The sequence below is a fragment of the Devosia aurantiaca genome (assembly GCF_011058215.1).
Classification (GTDB): domain Bacteria; phylum Pseudomonadota; class Alphaproteobacteria; order Rhizobiales; family Devosiaceae; genus Devosia; species Devosia aurantiaca.
In genome coordinates, this window is sequence record NZ_JAALFG010000003.1 from 259,694 (window position 1) to 276,958 (window position 17,265).

The window sequence follows — 17,265 nt, forward strand, 5'->3', positions numbered from 1 at the left end:
AACGATCAGCTGGCGGCGCTGAGCCGCCGGCTGTCCTCATTGGCAAGATAGCTTTCCAGCTTGGCGACGGGCATCGGGCGACCGAAGAGGTAGCCCTGCATGACGTGACCGCCAAGCGACACCAGTGCCTCAAGCTGCTCCTCGGTCTCGATGCCCTCAAACACGCAGGAAATGCCGAGGTTCCGGCAGAGGTCGACCATGGTCTTGATGATGGCGCGGCTGGCAGCGTCGGTGGTCACTTCGGCCACAAAGGAGCGGTCGATCTTGATGCGGTGCAGCGGCAGCTTCTGCACATGCGTGAGGCTCGAGTGGCCGGTGCCGAAATCATCGAGCGCAATGCGGGCGCCAAGGCCAAGCAGCGCCAGGAGCGAAACGTTGGCCTGTCGCAGATCGCGCATCACGGCGGTCTCGGTGATCTCGAAATCGAGACGGCAGGGGCGGGGATAGGCTTTGACGAGATTGACCAGCTGCTCGATGGCGGCGAGTGAGCCGATGTCGTGGGCGGAGAGATTGACCGAGAGGCGCATGCCGCGCGGCAGGGTGGCGCTGATTTCGAGCGCCTTGCGCAGGACGATTTGGGTAATGCGGCAAATCTGGCCGATGCGCTCGGCCATGGGGATGAACTCGGCCGGCGAGACTTCGCCCAGGATCGGACTGCGCCAGCGGGCCAGTGCCTCAAAGCCGGTGGTGACGCCGGCCGCGACGTCGAACTGGGGCTGCAGCAGGATGTAAATCTCGTTGTCGAGATCGGCACTGTGGAGCAACTGCTCCATCTGGCGCACCTTGATCAGCTCGCTGGCGTGACGCTCGGTGAAGAGCACTGCGCCACCGCGGGCTTCGCGCTTGGCGACCCAGGTGGCGTAATCGGCATGGTCGTAGAGGCTATCGGCGGTATCGCCCGGGCGCGATGCGGCAATGCCCATTGAGGCGGTGATCCGAACGGTACCGAGCGGCATTTCGAAGGACTGGCTGAAGACGCCGCGGATCACTTCCGCGCAGCGCTGCTGCGCAGCGGTGTCGGTGGGCTCCGGCATGATCAGCGCAAAGGTGCCCCCTTCGAGCCGGGCCAGAAACGTCGTGTCGCGCTTGACCTGCTCGATGCGGCGGGCGATCTCGGCCATGACCTGATCGCCGGTGATCTGGCCAAAGATCTCGTTGACCGATTTGAAGTTGTCGATGTCGATGCGAGCAACCGCGATCGACTTGCCGGACTGCTGCGCTTCGGCAAGTTTTTCGCGCAATTGCCGCTCAAAACACCGGCGGTTGGGCACGCCCGTGAGACTGTCGAGATTGGCCAGCTTGTGGTTCTCGTCGAGCAGGCGCAGCGTGTCGCCCTGGCTTGCAAGGATATTAGCGCGCGATGCGATCAGCGCCGCAAAATCCTTGTTGTTGTTGAGGAGGATCACCAACAACACGGCCACGACCAGGACCATGTTGATGGCAATGGCGATCAGCGTTTCCTCGCCGGTCATCAGGAAAAAGCAGTGAAGGGCACGAGGACGCAGATGCCGACGGCGAGGGCCGCAGAGCGAACATGCATCAGGCAGAAGATGCAGCCGATCGTGGTAATGCCCATGTAGAACGCGATCTGCGAGCGCAAAAAGGCATCGCCATAGGGGTAGAGGCTAAAGCTCCAGGCAGTAAAGCCGATGGCGAGGCCTGCTCCTGCCCAGACCATGGCGCGCAGGCGGACATCGGCCAAGGCGACGCTCACATCCTCGCTACGCGTGCGATACCACATGAGGGTACGGAAGACGCAGACCAGGGTGAGGACTGCGGGGATATAAACAGTCAGCTCGATCGGCGCGACGCCATGGTAGGTCGACGCCAGAATAACGGTATTGGCCACAAGCATTGCATAAAGCAGCGGCACTTGCCGACGGACGGCCTTCCATTGCGCAACCTTGAGGTCGGGTGCTGCAGCTGGATCGGTGGCGATGTCGCGATACTGTCGTAAAACGGACATGTACTGGCCTTTCGGCAAGAAAGTAGCCGGTCAAAGCCTAATAGTTTCGTAAGGCAAAACGCGGCTTCTGCGCTCGGGTTGTTCCGTAAATGCCGAAGCCGAATAAAACCTCGGCGACCCCATTGGAACGACGCGGTCCTCCCGCTAGAACAGGCATCGAAATCGATTGCACCGGCAAAGCAAGCCGGGCCGAGGAGACCACTATGGCCATTGCCAGCCACAACACTGCCCTTGCCCTGAACGGCGAGTTTAGCCTTTCAAGCCCAACGCGCGAAATCGCGACGACGATCACTTTGCCCGGTGACGTCCATGGCGCGCTGCTGGCGGCCGATCTCATTCCCGATCCCTATTACGGCGAGAACGAGAAGGTGGTGATGTGGGTCAACGAGACCGCCTGGTCGGTCGAGCGCCGCTTCACAGCCTCGGAAACAGATGTCGACGGCTACCTGACGCTGACGCTGGCCGAGGTCGACTGTATCGCGACCATTTTCCTCAACGGCGAAGTGGTGGCCCGCACCGACAATAGCTTCGTTCGTCACGACATCGACGTGACCGGCAAGGTGCACGCCGGCGACAATACGATGCGCATTGATTTCGATATCGCGCCGGACGTTGCCAAGGCCCGCGCTGACGCCCATCCATTCCCGATCCCGTTCACCAAGAACTACCAGACCAACGGCCTGGCCGGCATCCACATGAACTTCATCCGCAAGGCTGCCTGCCATGCCGGGTGGGACTGGGGCATCTGCACCATGCCAATCGGCGTCTACGGCACGATGAGCCTGCGCAAGGCGCGGCTGGCGCGGCAGGAAAGCGTGCAGGTCGACCAGACCCACGGCGAGAAGTTGGTCAAACTCGCTGTAAAGACTCGTCTATTTGCCTTCGCTCATGGTGAGGTGGAACTTGAGCACAGGATCGATGGTCAGGTCGTGACCAACACCGTGACAGTGCAAAAGGGCGAGAACGTCTTCACACACAACATCACCATCCAGAACCCGCGCATTTGGTGGCCGGCCGGGCAGGGCGAGCAGCCGCTTTACGAGCTGACCACCAATCTTGAAGGCGAAGTGACGACCCGCAAGATCGGCCTGCGCAAACTCGAATGGGTCGTCGAAAAAGACGAGATCGATCACACATTCAAGTGCCGTATCAACGGCCGCGACATCACCATGATGGGCGCCAATTGGATCCCGGCCGACGCCATTCCCAGCCGCGTGACGCCGGACGTGATCCGCGATTTGCTCGATAGCGCCAAGGCCGCCAACATGAACATGCTGCGCATCTGGGGCGGCGGGCAGTATGAGCCGGACTATTTCTACGATCTCTGCGACGAGCTCGGTATCCTGATCTGGCACGATTTCATGTTTGCCTGCATGAGCTACCCGTCCGATCGCCCCTTCCTCGACAGCGTGCGGATCGAAATCACCCAACAGGTGCGCCGCCTTAGCCACCATGCCTCGATTGCCCTCTGGTGCGGCGACAACGAGGTCATCGGCTCGCTCGGCTGGTATCCCGAAACCAAGGCGGCGCCGGAGCGCTACGTCGCCAATTACGACCGGCTCAACTCCATGCTCGGCAATATCGTCGAGGACGAAGACCCGGCCCGTCGCTTCTGGCCGTCCTCGCCGTCCATGGGCTATCTCGATTTCTCCGACGGCTGGCATGCCGATACGCGCGGCGACACGCATTATTGGGACGTTTGGCACTCGGCCAAGAGCTTTGACGCCTATCGCACGGTCAATCCGCGCTTTGCCTCCGAATTCGGCTTTCAGAGCTTTACCTCGATGAATGTCATCGAGACCTTTGCGGAACCCAAGGATCGCAATCCGTCCTCGCCGGTAATGGAAAACCACCAGCGCAACAATGGCGGCAATGCACGCATCCTCGAGACCATGACGCGCTATTTCCGCTTTCCGCGCGATTTCGACCAAATGGTGTTCCTGAGCCAGATCCAGCAGGGCCTCGCGATCAAAACCGCCATCGAATACTGGCGCTCCACCAAGCCGCGCTGCATGGGCACGCTTTATTGGCAAATCAACGACATCTGGCCGGTGGCGAGCTGGTCGAGCCTCGACTATGGCGGGCAGTGGAAGCTGATGCACTATATGGCGCGTCGCTTCTACAACCTGGTCAACGTCGTCGCCGTGCCGGAAATCACCGAAGTCCGCACCAATTCACGCGGGACGCCGGTCGAGAACCAGCTGCCCGACCGTATCGTGCTCAAGGCCATCAACGACACCGGCCGGCCGGTTTCGATCAAGCTCGAGGTTCAAGCGGTCAAGGTCAGTGGCGAAAGCCGCAGGCTCTTCGGCGGCAATTCGGCTGTGGGCGCCGATGCGGCCATCGCCGTGACCGAGATTCCCTATGGGGACCTTGCGGCCGACGAATTCCTGTTTTTCGTCTGGACCGACGCGCAGGGTAGGGTGCTGGGCGAGAACGACTATTTCCCGCAGCCCTACAAGGCGTATGAACTGGTGCCGGCGACGGTTTCGAGCACATGGTCGGATCGGGACGGGCTAGCCGTTCTGACGCTCGAGGCGGACAAGCCCGCCTTCTTTGCCACGGCAACCGTGGATGCGCCGGGCTATTTCTCCGACAATGCCCTAACGCTGTTGCCGGGGCGGCTGGTGGAACTGGTCTTCCACCCGCGCCATGGCCGCCAGGTGCGTTCGGCTGAGCTGGCGGGGTCGTTGCAGGTTCGGCATTTGGCAGAGACGTTTTGAGCTGAGGGTGCGGTGAAGGTTGCCTGACCCCCACCCGGCCTCCCCTTTAGGAGGGCGCTGTTCATAAAGACGCGGATAGGATTGTTCATCGCCTCCCTCCCCTTGATGGGGAGGGAATGAGGGTGGGGGGTGGGGCCGCATTCTAACCTGTGTGCTTTGCTCCACCCCACCCAGCTTCGCTAAGGCCTGCCGGCCCAGCTTCGCTACCCCTCCCCCTCAAGGGGAGGGAGGGGCTGACGTGATGTGTTGGTGGCCTTGGGCTTTAGCCTGGTCGAGAGTGCACTCACCGGTTGACTTGCCGCGCCCGGTCAGCCATCGCTCGCCTGCGCCCCTGAAGGCGACCTGGATGTTTGATGCCCGCCGTTTCCCCGATCGAGAGCCGTGCCAATTTCGGCATCATGCTGGTTCTGGCCTCGCAGCTGGTTCTGCTGGTGCTCGATATCTCGGCCAAATGGCTTTCGGTCGAGGGGATACCGACGACCGAAATCGTCTTCATGCGCTACAGCATGCATCTGATTTTGCTGGTGTTGCTGTTTCTGCCGGTCAGCGGACGCGCGCTGTTTCAGAGCAATAATCTCAAGCTTGAGCTCCTCCGCGGGGCCTGTCTTTTGGTCACCACCGGGCTCAACTTCCTGGCCATGAAGTTCTTGCCGCTGACGGTGACCAGCGCCATCCAGTTCACCTCGCCGCTGATCATCTGCGCCATGTCCGGACCCTTGCTGGGAGAGAAAGTCGGCTGGCGGCGGTGGCTCGCCATCGGCGTGGGTTTTGTCGGCATCCTGATCATCGTGCGGCCGGGATCGGAAGCGTTCCATCCGGCAGCGCTGCTGAGCCTCGGATGCGCATTCTTTCTGGCGCTGTTCTCGATCCTGACGCGTAAGCTTGCAGGCGTCGACACCGCGCTGACGCAGCAATTTTACGCCGGGGTGACGCCCATCATCCTCTTGCTGCCGATCGCCTTTACCGGCTGGACCTGGCCGAGCCTGCCGATCTCCTGGGTCGCCTTCTTCATCATGGGCGCGGCCGGGCTTGGCGGGCACTTCCTCAACTCGGTGGCGCATCGCTTCGCCTCGCCCGCGACGCTGGCGCCGTTCAGCTATTTGAGCCTTATCTACCTCTCGATCGCCAGCTGGCTGATCTTCAAGCAGCCGCCCGACCAGTGGTTTATCCTGGGCGTTGCGGTGATCGTCGCCAGCGGGCTCTATATCTGGCTGCGCGAACGGCAACTGGCCAAGCGCGCATCGGCTTTGGACATCGATCCTTAGCCCTTGTCGACTTCCTCCAGCGGCTTGGTGTGTGGCGCCATGCCGTGGGTGATCAGCCTTGAGCTGCGATTGCCGGTGAGGTAGATCCAGAGCCAGCTGATGGTGATGAAGATACGGGTGCGGGTTTCGACCAGGAAGTAGATGTGGGCGAGGCCCCAGACCCACCAGGCCAGTCCGCCCTTGAGCTTGATCCAGCCGAAATCGATGATGGCGGAGCGCTTGCCGATGGTGGCGAGATCGCCGGCGTGGCTGTAGCGGAAGGGGCCGGGCGCGGGCTGGCCGGCAAATTTTCGGCGCAGCAAGTCGGCCACGTAGCGGCCCTGTTGCTTGGCGGCGGGAGCGATGCCGGGTACCGGCTTGCCGTTCTCGCGCAGCACGGAGGCGGCGTCGCCGATGACGAAGACATTGGGGTGGCCGGGCACGGACAAGTCTGGCGCGACCTTTATGCGGCCGGCCTTGTCGCCCTCGATGCCCAGCCATTTTGCCACGGGCGAGGCTGCAACGCCGGCACCCCAGATGATGGTCTTGGCCTCGAGGCGCTGGTCGCCAAAGGTGACGCCGTCCGCATCGACTGCGGTGACGGGTTTGCCCAGCTCCACGTCGACGCCCATCTTGCGCAGCGATCGGAGCGCGTAGCTGGAAAGATCGTCGTCGAAATTGCCGAGGATCTTGTCGCCGCCCTCGATCAGGACGACGCGCATTTCGCGCGGGTCGATGGTCTGGAACTGGCCGCGGAGGCTGGCGCGACCGAGTTCGACGATGGCTCCGGCCATTTCGACGCCGGTCGGACCGCCGCCGATCAGCGCGAATGTAAGCAGCGCCTTGCGGCGGGACGGATCGGTCTCGCGCTCGGCAGCTTCGAAGGCCAGCAACAGCTTGCGGCGAATGGCGGTGGCGTCCTCGACGGTCTTGAGGCCGGGCGCGAAAGCCTCCCACTCGTCGTGACCGAAATAGGCATGTCTCGCGCCGGTGGCGAGGATGAGGCTGTCATAGCTTTCGCGCGAGCCGTCTTCGAGCAGCACCGCACGATCGGCCGCGTCGACGCCGGTGACGGTCGCCATGATGACGCGGACGTTTTGGTGGTAGCGCAGGAGGTGGCGGATGGGCCAGGCGATCTCGGAGGGGCTCAGCGCCGCGGTGGCGACTTGATAAAGCAGGGGCTGAAAGAGGTGGTGGTTGCGCCGGTCGATCAGCACCACGTCGCAATCGACCGCACCGAGCGACTTGGCCGCCAAGAGGCCGCCAAAGCCTCCGCCAACGATGACGACGCGGTGCTTGCGGTCTGCCATTGGGTCTCCCTCTTGCTGCCTATTGGGGAACAGGCGGGCCCGGTTCCGGTTGCATGGCGGATTTGGCGCCGCCGCACTTATGCGCTAAAGCAGCGCCATGAGCACTGCCGAGATAAACCGGACGCGCCGCTTTTCCGTGGCACCGATGATCGACTGGACCGACCGGCATTGCCGGACGCTGCATCGGCTGCTGACGCGCAATGCGCTTCTGTTCACCGAGATGATCGTGACCGGCGCAATCGTCCATGGCGATGCCGAGCGGCACCTGCGCTTCGGCGCGCATGAGGGGCTGGTGGCGCTGCAGCTGGGTGGCTCGGACCCGGCCGATCTCGCCCAGGCCATTCGCATCGCTGAGCCCTTCGGCTTTGCCGAATATAACCTCAATGTCGGCTGCCCTTCCGACCGGGTGCAATCGGGTAAGTTCGGCGCTTGCCTGATGGCCGAGCCCGATCTTGTAGCCGACTGCGTGCGCGCCATGCGCGAGGCGACGGACCGGCCGGTGACGGTCAAGTGCCGCATCGGTATCGACGACCAGGATACCGAGGAAAGCCTCGATCGGTTTGCCGACAGGATCGTCGCGGCCGGGGTCGACGCCGTTTACGTGCATGCCCGCAAGGCCTGGCTGCAGGGGCTGAGCCCCAAGGAAAACCGCACCATTCCGCCGCTCGATTATCCGCGCGTCTATCGCCTGCGCGAACGGTTGCAGCCGCTGCCGATGGCGATCAATGGCGGCATCGAGACGCTGGAGCAGGCAGAAGCGCACCTCAAGCACATGGACGGGGTGATGCTGGGGCGTGCCGCCTACAACAATCCGATGCTCCTGGCGGAGGTCGACGCCCGCATTTTTGGCGATGTGCATGAGGTGCCGGATCTCGCAGCGATCATGCATGCGATGGCGGAGTATGCGGAGGCGGAGCTGACGGCTGGCGATGCCCGGCTCAACAATATCGCACGGCACATGCTGGGCCTTGCCAATGGCCGGCCCGGTGCCAAGCAGTTCCGCCAGATCCTCAGCGTCGATGCCGCTAAGCGCGGGGCGGGGCCCGAGGTGATGATGCGGGCCCTGGCCGCCGTCGAGCCGCTTGCCGAAGCGGTCTAGTCGACCAGCTCCAGCGCGTTCTGCGTGACGCTGTAGCGGCTCAGCGTTTCAAGGAATGTCATGCCCAAAAGGCTCTGTTCGAGCGCGCCGGCATTGGCGACAAAGGCCGTGATATTGCGGCGTGATATGCCGCCGACCTCGATCGACTCGAGCCGGACGCGTGCCGCCATGCCCTGGCCATTGGCGGTCGAAACCGGCACCGAATAGCGCAGGTTGTCGGTATCGATGCCCGCTTCCTGGGCGTCGCGAACGGTCAGGACCACGGCGCTGGCGCCGGTATCGAATACCATGGGCGTCGTGTGCCCGTTGATCGTGGCATTGACCTCAAAATGTCCACCCATGCCGCGCCGGAAGGTTGCGGTGCCGCCTTCGGTATCCACGAGGGCAACGCCGGGCTGGATCTCGCCGGCGACGCGGCCGACAATGCCGGTGAGCTCGTCGCGATAGGCATAGCCGACCATGGCGACGGCAAACAGTCCCGCCCACATGAAGAGACCGCCGACCAGTTCACGGAAGCGGTGGGTGCGGGTGAAGAGGCCGCCGGCGAAGATGATGAGGATGATGACCAGCGGCAAAAGCTGCGCCGTTTGCATCTGTGACAGCCCTATCATGCTGCCGGCATCGGCGCTGATCATGAGGACGATGCCAGCTGCGACCAGAAGGGCGATGCCGATAAAGATCATGCTGGCGATTCTCCCTTGGTCTACCCTTCCGATAAAGGGACTAGCAGCGGCGATTTCAAGGCGTCAGACGAAGATCAATAGGACGGTGAGCACGGCGACCTCGCCCAGAGCGCCGGCCGCGCCAACGAGGTCGCCGGTTTGCCCGCCTACGAGGCGTTGGCAGAGCAGGCTCCAGGACCATATCACAAGCGTAAGCACCGGCAGAGCGGCCAGTACACCCATCGCCGGAACGCCGCTCAGAAACATCAAGACGACGGCTATTGCCGCGCCAATAACAAACTGTCGCCGAGGCAGGGCACCGGCCGTCGCGGCCGCGCCTTCGGGACGCGCAAGCGGCAGTGCGACCGCCAACCACAGCGATGCCGAACGGCCCGCAATATTGGCGGCCAGCCACAGCAGGCCGGCCAGCAGCGGATCTGTAAGAGCCACACTGCCAAGCGCCGTCACCCGGATCAGGAGCAAGAGGCAGAGCGCGGCAACGCCGTAGCTGCCATGACGGCTGTCTTTCAGGATTTCGAGGCGGCGAAGGCGTGTGTGGCCGCCAAAGAGTCCGTCGGCGGCATCCGCCAGCGCGTCCTCCGTCATGGCGCCGCCGACCACGACCATGCTCGCGACCGATAGGGCCGCGGCAAAAAAGAGCGGCAGGCCAAGCGCGACGCCGCCCACCAGGATGGCGATCGGAATTACGCCCATGATCACGGCAGCGACCGGCAGCACCACGGCGATGCGCCCGAGCTCAGGGCGCTCATGCGGCGCGCGACCCGTCGGCAGGCGCGAAAAGAACCCGCAATGCCATGAGGAGGTCGTCCCTCAACCGCAGGACATGGGCTTTGGCATTTGGCGTCAATTGCAATCGGCTCCGGAATGGGCAACAAGGCGGCGCCCCGACCCCTCCTAGCATGCTGGAGCCAGCCATGCCCGCTCTCAACCCTGCCTTTGCCGATATTGTCGAGTTGCTGATCGCAGTGCCTGATGGCGACGATAAGGCAGTGGAGGCCGTGCGCCAGCGCGATAGCCAACTGACCAAGCCGCCAGGCTCGCTGGGCAAGCTCGAAGAGCTGGTGGAGTTTCTGGCCCGCTGGCAGCATCGCGCCAAACCACGGCTCGGCAATCCGATGGTCACGATTTTTGCGGGCAATCATGGCGTGACCGACCAGGGCGTGTCGGCCTTTCCGCGCGAAGTTACCGCGCAGATGGTCGCCAACTTCACCAATGGCGGCGCCGCGATCTCGCAGATCTGCGCCCTGCACGAGATCAATCTGCGCGTCTTCGAACTGGCGCTGGAACTGCCGACCGGCGACATCACGCGCGAGTCGGCGCTCGACGACAACATGTGCGCGGCGACCATCGCCTATGGCATGGAAGCCGTGGCAGGCAAGCCGGACCTCATCTGCCTTGGCGAAATGGGCATCGGCAACACCACAATCGCCGCGGCAATCTATGCTGCGCTTTATGGGGGTACGGGTGCCGATTGGGTGGGCCGCGGCACGGGCGTCGACGATGCCGGCCTGGGGCGAAAGATCGACGCCGTCGATCGGGCCCTGGCGCTTCACCGCGAGGGCATCGAGCATCCGCTCGATATACTTGCCCGCCTCGGCGGCCGCGAGGTTGCCGCGATGCTCGGCGCCATCGTTGCCGCGCGGCACCAGAAGGTGCCGGTGATCATCGATGGCTATGTTGCGACCGCTGCGGCCGCGATCGCGCATGCCGTTAACCCGGCAGCGATCAACCACTGCCTTTTTGCCCATGTCTCTGCCGAGGGCCGCCATGCCCTGGTGCTGGAGAAGATGGGCCAGACCGGTCTCTTGGACCTCGGCATGCGGCTGGGCGAAGGGAGCGGGGCGGCGCTGGCCGCGGTCATGGCCAAGACCGCGCTGCACCTGCACGAGAACATGGCGACGTTTGAAAGCGCTGGTGTGAGTGGGAACGCCTAAAAAGGCCCCCTCACCGGCCCAAGAGGGCCGACCTCTCCCCCAAGGGAGAGGTGTCGCTCCGCGACCGCCGCTTGCCCCCACCTCTCCCTCTGGGGGAGAGGTCGCCGCGACGCGGCGGGTGAGGGGGCCTACTTAGTTACAGCCTTCGGCTGGAACCCTTCCGGTCCGGGTGCAAGGCTGAGCAAATCCACCTTCATCTGCTGCCGGAACCGCAGTACCGAAGCGGCTGCGAGTTTCTTGAGCGTTGCCACGTCCTTGCGCTCGACCGCATCGTTGAGCGCCGCGTGCAGGACCAGAAAGTCGAGAATATAGCCCTCGGCCAGTTGCTGCCGCTGCTGGTCCGTCGTGGTGCGGAAACCGCTGTCGCCGGCAAAGGCCAGTTCGAGCTGTCGCTTGATCGGGGCGTTGTCGATCTTGGTGCCGTAGGCGCCATTGGCGGTGATCCAGTTGAGCACCCAGAAGGATGTCAGCGCATCGGCGACATTGCCCGTCCTCAAGCCGTCGGCGGCGACCAGTTCCTGCCAGATTTCGGCTGGCGTGCGTTCGGCGAAGGCCGCGGTCAGCATCTCGCGAGTCTTAACGCCTGCGGACCAGCGAATGTTGGTCAGATATTCGCGTTGCAGGCGCGCCGATATTGTCGGCGACGCACGATAGCTGGTGTCGAAGGCCGGAGCCTCCTGTGCGAGGGGCGCGGCAACGGCGAGCATAAGGGAGAGCAAAGCGGGCGCGGCAAAACGGATCATGAGGCCTCCATCGACCTCGATAGAGGCGCAAACTTGACCGAACCGCAAGGTGCTAGCCAGCAGCCGAATAGATTTCGAGCCGATTGCGCTTCTCGATCACCGGGGCAAGAGCGTCCATGACGCGCGCGCGCGGGAAGGTCGCGATCACTTCGGTGCCGAAGCGGAGCTTGGAGAACAGATCGAAGCGGCCCTGATGAAGGTCCATAATCTTTTGCACGATCGGCAGACCGAGGCCCGCGCCCTGTTCGGCGGTTTTTTGCGCCAGCGAGCCCTGGCCGAAGGACGAGAGCACGGTCTCGATCTCGTTTTCGGGAATGCCGGGACCATTGTCCTTGACCGAAATTAGCTGTCCGCCGTCGCCGCTGCGCTGCACCACAAGGACGATGCGGCCCTGTTGCGGCGTGAACTTGATGGCGTTGGAGAGGAGGTTCAGCACCACCTGGCGGATGGCACGCTCGTCGCCCCAGAGTTTTGGCAGATTGTCGCCGACGCTGAACACCAGCTCGATGCCCTTGGATTTGGCGCGCAGCTCCATCATGCGCTTGCAGTCCGCGGCGATATCGACGAGCGACACGGCCTCCTCATTGAGCTCATACTTGCCCGCTTCAATGCGGCTGAGATCGAGCAGCTCGTTGATGAGGTTGAGAAGATGCTGGCCGCTCGAATGGATGTCGCCGGCATATTCCTTGTATTGCGGCACATTGTGGGAGCCCAGGAGCTCGGACTTCAGCACTTCGGAAAAGCCGATAATGGCGTTGAGCGGCGTGCGCAGCTCATGGCTCATCGTGGCAAGGAACTGCGACTTGGCGATATTGGCCTGCTCGGCATGGCGGCGGGCTTCGTCCGACATGTTGCGCGCTTCTTCGAGCTCGGAAATCAGCGTGTCCTTTTCGGACTGGTGCGAAATGGTTTCGAGCTCGGACGTGTGCAGTTGGCGGGCGAGGAAAACGAAGAAGACCTCGCCGCAAATGGTGACGGCGGCGAGCGTGTAGTTGAGCGTCCCACCCTGGGTGAGGAGCGCGATGGAAACCGTTAGCGTCACCGGCAGGGTGCTCATGATCGTCGCAGGCGGCAGGGTGTGCGTGGCGACGGCGTTGCTGGCGACGCCGACCAGCGCCATGGCGAACATCACCGGCGTCAGGTCTGGAGAATGGGCAAAGAAGGTGAAGAGCGCGAGCAAAGACAGCGCGATGCCGCTGACCGATTCTGCCGCGACGAAATTGGTGGTCCAGCGCGCCGCGTTGAACTTGGCCGGGTCGCTGCGCTTGAAGCGCTGCGCCGCGAGCACGACGATCAGGAGGCAGGAAATGACGAGGCCGGCCCACAGCGCCGCAATGATGATCGGGACCCAAAAACTCGCGACGATCGCCAGGATGCCGACAATGGCGGCCATCGGCAGCGCAGCATTGATGCGCGAGGCGGCATAATCGTTGATGAGTTCGAAATCGAAATCGGCGCGCGTGCCCGAACTCGATGTCAGACGCTGGCGTGCTTCAAGCACGGTCTTCTGTGCGGTGCGCTTGCCGTCGCCGGCAACGCGTGCACGGACCTCGGCATCGGTGGCCGGCAGGGACGCCATGGGACTCATACTCGTTACTAAAACAGTGCGAAAAGAACGCATTCGCGACGCTATGCGGAGGACCTTAGGGGAGCGTGGTTAACACCCGGTTTCGCCTCGACGGCCAATTGTGGAGAACGCGGTTGCGAAATGGTCGCGCAATTTTATTGCGCTGGATGGGCCGATATGGCACTGATCACAGCGCTGACGCGGGGTTCAAACGGTCAGAACGCAATCTGATTTCAGGGGAGAAGGTGGCGCTGGACAAGATCGATCGGAAAATTTTGTCGCTGCTGCAAAAGGATGCGACCATGCCGGTGGCCGAAATCGGCCGCAAGGTGGGGCTTTCCACCACCCCCTGCTGGCGCCGTATCCAGAAGATGGAAGAAGACGGCGTCATCCAGCGCCGTGTCGCCGTGCTCGATCCCAGCAAGGTCAATGTCGGGGTGACGGTGTTCGTCTCGGTCAAGACCAACGAGCACAACGAAGCCTGGATGCGCAAGTTTTCCGGGGTGATCGACGAGTTCCCCGAAGTCGTCGAATTCTACCGCATGAGCGGAGATGTCGATTACCTGATGCGCGTGGTCGTGCCCGACATCCACGCCTATGACACGTTCTACAAGCGGCTGATCAGCAAGATCAATCTCACCGACGTGAGCTCAGCCTTCGCCATGGGGCAGATCAAGTACACGACAGCGCTGCCGCTCGACTTTGCCATCGTCGTCGACGACGACAAATAGGCTCTAGCCGCCGGTGACGCTCATGTGCCGGGCGACGGCGGGCTCGGTGCGGGTGCGGTCGAGCACGAAATCGTGGCCCTTGGGCTTGATGATCATGGCGTGGTCGAGGGCGACGTCGAGGCCTTCGAGACCACCGTCGCGGAGGGCATCGCGCAGGTTCATCTGATCGTCCTGCCCAAGGCAGAGAAAGAGCTGGCCGGTGGCGGTGAGGCGCACGCGGTTGCAGCTTTCGCAGAAATTGTGGCTCATCGGCGTGATGAAGCCCAGCGTGCCGCCGGTCTCGACGACATGGACATAGCGGGCAGGGCCGCCGGTGTGCGCTTGTCGAGCTTGGTGAGCGTATAGCGGCGCGACAGCCGGTCGTGCAGCTCGCGCAGGGGCACGTAGGTGTCGACGCGGTCGAGCCCGACTTCGCCGAGCGGCATGCCCTCGATCAGCGTCAGGCCCAGTCCGCGGCCATGCGCCCAAGCCATCATCGGCTCGATCTCGTCGTCGTTGATGCCGCGCATGGCGACCATGTTGATCTTGATCTTGAGGCCCGCGGCTTGCGCGGCGTCGACCCCAGCGATGACCTGGTCGAGCCGGCCGCGACGGGTAATCTCGGCAAAGCGCTGCGGGTCGAGCGTATCGATCGAGACATTAAGCCGACGCACGCCGGCTGCGAACAGGCCCTCTGCATGCTTGGCGAGCTGGCTGCCATTGGTGGTGAGGGTCAGCTCTTCGAGTCCATGGCCGATGCGGCTGCCAAGGCTGCGCACGAGATCCATGATGTCGCGGCGCACGAGGGGCTCGCCGCCGGTAAGGCGGATCTTGGTCGTGCCGCGCGCGATAAAGGCGCCCGCGATGGCCTCGACTTCCTCAAAGCTCAGCACTTCCTTTTTGGGCAAAAAGGTCATGTCTTCGGCCATGCAGTAGACGCAGCGGAAGTCGCAGCGGTCCGTTACCGATATCCGCAGATAGGAAATCTGGCGGCCGAAGCTGTCGATGAGGGGACGGGCAGTCATGACGCTTATGCTAGCGCAAGTTGGCCCCTGCGAAAACGAAAAAGGCCGCCCAGGTGGCGGCCTTATCGCAAAGCTTGGTGTCAGACCTTAGTGGTTGACGATGATCTTGGCGCCGACGGCGACGCGTTCGTAAAGATCGGTGATGTCTTCATTTGTGAGGCGGATGCAGCCAGAGGAGACGGCCTGGCCGATCGACCACGGCTCTGACGTGCCATGCACGCGATATAGGGTCGAGCCGATATAGAGGGCGCGGGCGCCCAGCGGGTTGTCCGGGCCGCCGGGCATATAGGCGGGAAGATCGGGAACGCCTTGCGCATGGCGGCGGGCGGGGTCCAGCCGGGCCACTCGGCCTTGCGGGTGATGCGGTTGGTGCCGGACCAGGTGAAGCCTTCGCGGCCCACGCCGATGCCGTATTTGAGAGCCTTGCCATCTTCAAGCACGAGGTAAAGGCGGCGTTCACTGGTCTCGATCACGATTGTGCCCGGCTTCTGGGTGGTTTCGTAATCGACGATCGACTTCTTGATCGGGCTGCCGGAGCGGCCCGGGGTCGCCGAAGCCTCCACATTCTCGAACTGGTTGGTCGACGGGTTATACCACTGCGCCGCCGCGGCAGGCGCCATTGCGCTCACCGACAACACGGCAGACATGCCGATCGCCAGAGCAAATTTGAGAATGTTCATTCTACTTGGCCTCAGGGGAAACGCGCAGGCTCGATTCGATACCGCGACAATTAGCGCTACTTACTTCGAGTGGTGAAAACGCGGAAGATCAAACGCCTCGTTTCCGCCACAAGTGCCTCATCATCGCCTTATTGTGTTGCTGCGCGGTTACAGTGGATGTTTACCAAGTTCTAAACTGCGCGATGCTGTGCTTGACAGGATGATCGGCAAGACAGCATGCGCGGTGCTTTCGGGAGGGAAGATGAGCGAAGCATTGAAGCGCGAAGCGGCCGCCATGGCGTTGACGCAGGTGCAGTCCGGCATGCGACTTGGTCTGGGGACTGGATCGACGGCGCGCCACTTCGTCGATCTTTTGGGTGAAAAGGTTGCCGGAGGGCTCGACGTCATCTGCGTACCCACGTCCGAAGTCACCGCCGCACAGGCGAAGGGCCTCCACATTCCGCTTTCGGATCTCGAAACACTGGACCGGCTCGACCTGACGGTAGACGGCGCGGATGAATTGGATGGGGCGCTCAATCTGATCAAGGGCGGGGAGGGGCACTGCTGCGCGAAAAGATCGTCGCTGCTGCATCCGATGCCATGATCGTTATTGCCGACGGCTCCAAGCTCGTCGAAACGCTCGGTCAGTATCCGCTGCCGATCGAGGTCAACCGTTTCGGCCTCGGCGCCACGCGGCACCTGGTCGAGGAAACCATGCGCCGTCACGGCGGCACTGGTGACTTGAAACTGCGCGGCCGGGGAGCCGGGACGCCCTACGAGACCGATGGTGGGCACCTGATCCTCGACGCATTTTTTGGCCGCATTTCCGATCCAGAAGCGCTCTCCATTGACCTTCTGAACATTCCGGGAGTTGTCCAGCACGGGCTCTTCCTGCATATGTGCAGCAAGGCTTACGTGGCGACGCCCAATGGCGTCGAAACGCTGCAACGAGATTTCTGATCGGGGACACAAGAGAAGATGGCATTGAACGGGACGGGGATGCGCGGTGCCAAGGCGCTGCTGTGTGCGGTAATGGCTGCGGGCGTGTTTACCTTTGCCGCGCCGGCCTTTGCACAGGAAGTGGCGCCCGAACAGCTGGCGCTGGCCCGCAAATATGTCGACCTTACCGACAATGGAGCGATCTTCGAAACCACGGTGGTCGAAACCGGCATCGCCACCATGCAGCAGATCACCCAGCAGAACCCCGAACTCGGCGTCCAGACCGAGGAAGTGATCGGCGAGGTCATCAAGGAATATAATGGCCGCAAGGGCGAGTTGCTCGACCAGTTCGCGCGCCTTTATGCCATGCGCTTCACCATGGAAGAGCTGACCGCCATCGTCGCCTTCTATGAATCGCCGACCGGCCAGAAGCTTGCCAGCGCCAATAGCGAGCTCAACCAGGATCTGAGCCGCGTGCTGCAGGTCTATACCAACAACCTGCGCACCGAATTCTTCGCCAAGGTCCGCGGCGGCCTTCGCGCCAGGGGCGTCGAGCTCTGAGCGAGCGATAAACGAGCATCGACCCCGCCCGAGAGCGGGGTCTTTTTTGTGCGGGCACTGACATTACATTCATCGGCAGTTGACGATGAACGGGGGCGATAC

The 17,265-nt window shown here is 62.8% G+C and carries 12 protein-coding genes and 4 pseudogenes; 7 read left to right on the forward strand and 9 right to left on the reverse strand.

Annotated features, from left to right (window positions below; translation table 11 throughout):
* Positions 1–5 precede the first annotated feature (5 nt).
* Together G5575_RS14600 and G5575_RS14605 are read right to left on the reverse strand one after the other, a co-directional pair.
* The gene (locus tag G5575_RS14600) at positions 6–1,472 is read right to left on the reverse strand and encodes a putative bifunctional diguanylate cyclase/phosphodiesterase (protein WP_164534977.1); all 1,467 of its coding nucleotides are present in this window, start codon (positions 1,470–1,472) and stop codon (positions 6–8) included.
* Positions 1,472–1,966 (reverse strand): hypothetical protein, encoded by a 495-nt coding sequence (locus G5575_RS14605; RefSeq protein ID WP_164534978.1) that lies wholly within the window; start codon positions 1,964–1,966, stop codon positions 1,472–1,474. Before G5575_RS14605 ends, G5575_RS14600 begins: the two co-directional genes overlap by 1 nt.
* Before the next feature lie 203 nt (positions 1,967–2,169).
* Here G5575_RS14605 and G5575_RS14610 point away from each other — a divergent pair, with 203 nt between their 5' ends.
* The gene (locus G5575_RS14610) at positions 2,170–4,689 is read left to right on the forward strand and encodes a beta-mannosidase (RefSeq protein ID WP_164534979.1); all 2,520 of its coding nucleotides are present in this window, start codon (positions 2,170–2,172) and stop codon (positions 4,687–4,689) included.
* A gap of 353 nt (positions 4,690–5,042) precedes the next feature.
* Entirely contained in the window at positions 5,043–5,954 is a 912-nt protein-coding gene (locus G5575_RS14615; protein WP_164534980.1) for a DMT family transporter, read from the forward strand.
* On the opposite strand, the gene G5575_RS14620 is transcribed toward G5575_RS14615, so the two are convergent.
* A complete protein-coding gene (locus G5575_RS14620) occupies positions 5,951–7,243 on the reverse strand; it encodes an NAD(P)/FAD-dependent oxidoreductase (protein ID WP_164534981.1) in 1,293 nt (430 codons plus the stop codon). The genes G5575_RS14615 and G5575_RS14620 overlap by 4 nt on opposite strands.
* A gap of 97 nt (positions 7,244–7,340) precedes the next feature.
* On the opposite strand from G5575_RS14620, the gene dusA reads away from it, so the two are divergent.
* Positions 7,341–8,342, forward strand: a complete 1,002-nt coding sequence (dusA, locus tag G5575_RS14625; RefSeq protein ID WP_164534982.1) for a tRNA dihydrouridine(20/20a) synthase DusA — start codon at positions 7,341–7,343, stop codon at positions 8,340–8,342.
* On the opposite strand, the gene G5575_RS14630 is transcribed toward dusA, so the two are convergent.
* Both G5575_RS14630 and G5575_RS14635 read right to left on the reverse strand, forming a co-directional pair.
* The gene (locus G5575_RS14630) at positions 8,339–9,025 is read right to left on the reverse strand and encodes a retropepsin-like aspartic protease family protein (protein ID WP_164534983.1); all 687 of its coding nucleotides are present in this window, start codon (positions 9,023–9,025) and stop codon (positions 8,339–8,341) included. The two genes, dusA and G5575_RS14630, sit on opposite strands and share 4 nt — an antisense overlap.
* A gap of 63 nt (positions 9,026–9,088) precedes the next feature.
* Positions 9,089–9,799: pseudogene (locus G5575_RS14635) on the reverse strand (adenosylcobinamide-GDP ribazoletransferase); the annotation flags it as partial.
* Between the two features lie 140 nt (positions 9,800–9,939).
* Here G5575_RS14635 and cobT point away from each other — a divergent pair.
* Positions 9,940–10,959 carry a nicotinate-nucleotide--dimethylbenzimidazole phosphoribosyltransferase gene (gene cobT, locus G5575_RS14640; RefSeq protein ID WP_164534984.1) on the forward strand — a complete coding sequence of 340 codons (1,020 nt, stop codon included), beginning with the start codon at positions 9,940–9,942 and terminating at the stop codon, positions 10,957–10,959.
* 128 nt (positions 10,960–11,087) lie between these two features.
* Here cobT and G5575_RS14645 read toward each other — a convergent pair whose 3' ends face one another.
* The gene (locus tag G5575_RS14645; protein ID WP_164534985.1) at positions 11,088–11,702 is read right to left on the reverse strand and encodes a DUF6683 family protein; all 615 of its coding nucleotides are present in this window, start codon (positions 11,700–11,702) and stop codon (positions 11,088–11,090) included.
* Positions 11,703–11,754: 52 nt separating this feature from the next.
* A complete protein-coding gene (locus G5575_RS14650) occupies positions 11,755–13,281 on the reverse strand; it encodes a sensor histidine kinase (RefSeq protein WP_164534986.1) in 1,527 nt (508 codons plus the stop codon).
* Positions 13,282–13,520: 239 nt separating this feature from the next.
* On the opposite strand from G5575_RS14650, the gene G5575_RS14655 reads away from it, so the two are divergent.
* Positions 13,521–14,000: an Lrp/AsnC family transcriptional regulator gene (locus G5575_RS14655; RefSeq protein WP_164535122.1), complete on the forward strand. Its 480-nt coding sequence runs from the start codon at positions 13,521–13,523 to the stop codon at positions 13,998–14,000.
* Between the two features lie 3 nt (positions 14,001–14,003).
* Here G5575_RS14655 and moaA read toward each other — a convergent pair.
* Positions 14,004–15,004: pseudogene (moaA, locus tag G5575_RS14660) on the reverse strand (GTP 3',8-cyclase MoaA).
* Between the two features lie 87 nt (positions 15,005–15,091).
* A pseudogene (locus G5575_RS14665) lies at positions 15,092–15,684 on the reverse strand (L,D-transpeptidase).
* Between the two features lie 241 nt (positions 15,685–15,925).
* Between G5575_RS14665 and rpiA the strand changes: the two are divergent.
* Positions 15,926–16,623: pseudogene (gene rpiA / locus G5575_RS14670) on the forward strand (ribose-5-phosphate isomerase RpiA).
* 39 nt (positions 16,624–16,662) lie between these two features.
* The gene (locus tag G5575_RS14675; protein WP_164534987.1) at positions 16,663–17,163 is read left to right on the forward strand and encodes a DUF2059 domain-containing protein; all 501 of its coding nucleotides are present in this window, start codon (positions 16,663–16,665) and stop codon (positions 17,161–17,163) included.
* Positions 17,164–17,265 lie beyond the last annotated feature (102 nt).